This window comes from Hydrocoleum sp. CS-953 (genome assembly GCF_002260545.1).
Classification (GTDB): Bacteria; Cyanobacteriota; Cyanobacteriia; order Cyanobacteriales; family Microcoleaceae; genus Trichodesmium.
Genome location: NZ_LGSU01000737.1, coordinates 1 through 4,458, shown reverse-complemented (window position 1 = coordinate 4,458; position 4,458 = coordinate 1). Strand labels below are relative to the sequence as shown.

The following is a 4,458-nucleotide window of genomic DNA, read 5'->3' as shown; positions in this document are numbered from 1 at the left end:
TTTTTCCCACTGTTTCTTATTCCCTGTTCCCTGCTATATATTTTTTTAGTTTTTTAAAAATAATCTTTTTGATTTTCTTATATACAACCTGATTTGATAAATTTTGGCAGTAGATTGTTTTAATAAATAAAAAATTGAACTGATTGAGGAGTGAGTGAAAATGTTAAGCTGGGAAAATGCTTCTTTTAAAACTCTGGCAACAGAAAGTTTAAATCAGGGAGCAATAGAAAGTGATGCTTATGGAGGTATTTGTCAAAGAGCATGGGTAGAAATTAACGATCAGGCATTGACTTATAATGTCCAACAAATTAAGAGCCTTTTATCAGATAAAACTCGATTAATGGGAGTAGTCAAGGCAGATGCTTATGGACATGGAGCGTGTAAAGTATCTCACACTATTCTAGAAGCTGGTGCAGATTGGTTGGCAGTAGCAACGGTGCCAGAGGGAATAGAATTAAGGTTAGCTGGAGTTGAAGCGCCAATTTTAATTTTAGGTGCAACAGATAGACCCGAACAAATTCAAGCGATCGCTCACTGGCAACTACAACCAACTATTTGCACGCCTCAACAAGCTCTAGTTTTCTCGGAAACTCTTTCCCACTACACTGAAGCAATGCCAGTACATCTCAAGTTGGATACGGGAATGTCTCGTTTAGGAACACCTTGGCAACAGGCAGTGGAATTTGTAAAATTTGTGCAGGGGTTACCAAATTTAAAAATTGCTAGTATTTATTCCCACTTTGCCACAGCAGATAACCCAGACCAAACAGTGATGAAACAGCAGCATCAAAGGTTTGAGGAAGCAATAGATTTGTGTGGTATTGGTGGAAAAAGTTCTCCTGGTGATATACGACTTCATTTAGCTAACTCGGCAGCGACATTAACTGACTCTGCCTTGCACTACGATATGGTACGGGTGGGTTTAGCTATTTATGGTCTGTATCCAGCACCTCATCTACAGGATAAAATTGACTTAAAACCAGCAATGCAAGTAAAAGCTAGGGTGACACAAGTCAAAACTATTGAAGCAGGTACTGGTGTGAGTTATGGTTATCAGTTTATTGCTCCAAAGCAGATGCGTTTGGCAGTGGTGGGTATTGGTTATGCTGACGGTGTACCTCGTAACCTTTCCAATAAGATGAAAGTCATTGTGCGCGATCGACTAATTCCACAAGTGGGAGCTATTACAATGGATCAGTTGATGTTGGATGTGAGTGCTATACCCGATCTAGAAACAGGTGAAGTGGTAACTTTATTGGGAGAGGTTGGTAAACATCAAATTTCTGCTGAAGACTGGGCAAATAGTTTAGGAACTATTTCCTGGGAAATTCTTTGTGGTTTTAAAAATAGGTTGCCTCGTGTAGCAGTTATCATGTCCGGTTGAATAGTTATAAATAAACGAGAGAGGAGTCAGGAGTCAGGAGCCAGGAGTCAGGAGGGAAGAGAGGAGAAAGAAAGTATAAAAAGAAGAAAGTTTTTTTATCACGCTCTTATCCGGACATGATATTACCTGTAATAGCTGTAACTCATGCTATCTGGAAATCCGCTGTAATATCATGTCCGCTAGTATCGTTTGTGTAAACTCAAGCATAAGTATCTATAGGAAATTTAAGTTTTTTCAGGCTTTTAAACCTTCTCTCCTAGATAACTAAAGCCTTCTCTCCTAGATAACTAAAGCCTTCTTCCTTACCCTGAGCTTACAATACCGATGCTACCGGACATCATATAACTAATATTAAAATAACCACCCCAATACTGAGGTGGCTATTGACTTATTAATTAAAAAACGAGTTAGCAAATATGATTAGTATTAGCGTTTAACTGAATCTTGACCTAACTAAGCTTTAATTATTACAGACTCATTCAATAGAAATCAACAGGGTTATTGCAATAACCCATTTTTTTTCTCTAGTAACAAAATTTTATTTATTTAATCATAATTTCTGTAATTTTACTTATTTATAACCAAGGTCTGATAGTAAATCTACTTGTTGAGATGCTGCCACTGCTAATTTATCGCAACGCTCATTTTCTATATTTCCAGAATGACCCCGTACCCAAGAAAATTCAACTTCATGTTTATCGCATAAATCTAATAATTTTCCCCATAGATCGGGATTCATTGCTTTATCTTTTTTATTCCGTTTCCAACCATTAGCTCGCCAACGTTTTGCCCAACCTTTTGTAACAGCATCAACTATATATTTCGAGTCAGTATATAGGGTGACAATAGAGGGAAATTCTAGTTTTTCTAATCCTACTATTGCTGCCATTAATTCCATACGGTTATTAGTAGTTAATTTATAACCTCTAGAGAATTCTTGGCGTTGTTTACCAGCAGATAAGAGAACAATACCATAACCACCAGGGCCAGGATTTCCACTACAAGCACCATCAGTATAAATAGTAATTTCTGGTTTGTTTTCTGTCATTTTAGTTCCTTTTTATTAGAGTAAATTTGCTCTAAAGAATAATAGAGTGATATGGTAGTCAAGCACAATAATGGTAGATAGTAGCTTAAGTAACTACTATACTTTTTTAACAAATAGTATAGGATATGCACTTTTACTATTACTATTTTTTGTGATTTACTGGTTAAGTTTATAAAAATAAAAATGATTAATCAATATACAGGGTTGACTGAGTATTACAATTGATGGGTTACTTCTGGTTATTACGACTACCAGGATATTGCTAGAGAAGTAGACTCAGTTATCGGGAATGGTCGTTGCATACTCTAAGAAAGTAAATCTTTCAGGACTTACCTAGAGATACTAGAAGCACAGTAAGAGTTGCCTAACTCAATAAATTCTCTAATGTAAAATATTTATTTTGGGTAAGTCCTGTCTAGTTATCCAAAATGGTTATGCCCAATTTGCTAATTACTTTATAGATAGTATATTGAGATAAATAAGTTTTTTTAATAAACTTCTGTGTAAATTTGTAATTACAAAACTGATGAACTCAATCTCACAAACTGAATCCCGCAAAGCAGAGCATCTACGAATCTGTTTAGAATCAGATGTCCAATTTAACAACACGACTAATGGGTTAGACCGTTACCGTTTTACCCACTGCTGTTTACCAGAACTAAATCGCAGTGAAATAGATATAACAACTAAATTTCTTGGGAAACAACTCGGTGCGCCATTATTAATATCTTCGATGACAGGTGGCACTGAACAAGCCAAAATGATTAATTATCGGTTAGCCAAAGTTGCCCAACACTATAAAATAGCTATGGGAGTTGGTTCGGAACGGGTAGCTGTAGAAAACTCCAAGGTAGCTGATACTTTTGCTGTGCGATCGCTTGCTCCTGATATCCTCCTTTTTGCTAACTTAGGAGCTGTCCAACTCAATTATGATTATGGTCTTGACCAGTGTCAACAAGCGATTGACATTTTACAGGCAGATGCTCTGATTTTACATCTCAATCCTCTCCAAGAGTGCATTCAGACTGAAGGTGATACTAATTTCAAAGGTATTCTTGACAAAATATCAAAGTTATGTTACTCACTTCCAGTGCCAGTAATTGCCAAAGAAGTAGGTAATGGCATTTCTAGGCAAATGGCTGAAAAACTAATTGATGCTGGAGTAGCAGCCATTGACGTTGCGGGAGCTGGAGGGACTTCTTGGGCAAAAATTGAAGGTGAACGCGCTACAGATGCTCGTCAGCGTAGGTTAGGAAATACTTTTGCTAATTGGGGTTTACCGACAGCAGAATGTATAACTACCATCCGCACCTTTAACTCAGAGATTCCTTTAATTGCTTCTGGAGGTTTACGAAATGGGTTAGACGTGGCAAAGGCGATCGCTCTTGGTGCAGACTTAGGTGGATTAGCTTGGCCATTTCTCCAAGCAGCAGTCGAATCAGAAGAATCTCTAAATTTATTAGTAGATATATTAATTGCAGAAATAACTACAGTTCTATTTTGTACGGGTAATGCTAATTTATTGGAATTGAAAAAATCTCGAACTTTGGAAAAATTAAACTCAAGAATGTAGTAAGTATTGAATAGACATCTCCGGAAAATAAATAAACCTTTGAGTTAGATCGGCTAAAGAAAGAAAAAGTAACCAGAAAAAATCCTTTTTCATGCCTTTTTCGTAAAAATATCTTACCTGTTCCCCCTTCTCTGTTCCCTGTTCCCTGCCCACAGCGCTATAAATAAAATTTCAGCTCTGACAGTAGAGAAAAGATATTACACTTCTACTTTTCTTCTAACTCCTTTCTTCAACAATTCTGACTCCTGACTCCTGACTCCTGACTCCTTGGTAATTATTTATAAGTATTCAACCGAACATGATATAAGATGGAATCTGCTGTAACAACTATTGAGAAAAATTAAGAATCGGAATATTTTCCTAGAACAGATTTTCTTTATTTGCTGAATTAAATTGCCTAAGCTAAAAATGTACTTTTGCTGTAGATTTTTCATAGAAAGAAAAGATTTAGTG

The 4,458-nt window shown here is 36.5% G+C and carries 3 protein-coding genes; 2 read left to right on the top strand and 1 reads right to left on the bottom strand.

The features are described from left to right. Window positions 1-160 precede the first annotated feature (160 nt). Complete coding sequence (gene alr / locus AFK68_RS08800; RefSeq protein WP_094672406.1) at window positions 161-1,384, top strand: alanine racemase; 1,224 nt, start codon at window positions 161-163, stop codon at window positions 1,382-1,384. A gap of 571 nt (window positions 1,385-1,955) precedes the next feature. Here the strand turns inward: alr and rnhA are convergent. Continuing rightward, window positions 1,956-2,432, bottom strand: coding sequence for a ribonuclease HI (rnhA, locus tag AFK68_RS08795; RefSeq protein ID WP_094672405.1), 477 nt, complete (start codon window positions 2,430-2,432; stop codon window positions 1,956-1,958). A gap of 526 nt (window positions 2,433-2,958) precedes the next feature. On the opposite strand from rnhA, the gene fni reads away from it, so the two are divergent. Further along, window positions 2,959-4,005: a type 2 isopentenyl-diphosphate Delta-isomerase gene (gene fni, locus AFK68_RS08790; protein ID WP_094672404.1), complete on the top strand. Its 1,047-nt coding sequence runs from the start codon at window positions 2,959-2,961 to the stop codon at window positions 4,003-4,005. Window positions 4,006-4,458 lie beyond the last annotated feature (453 nt).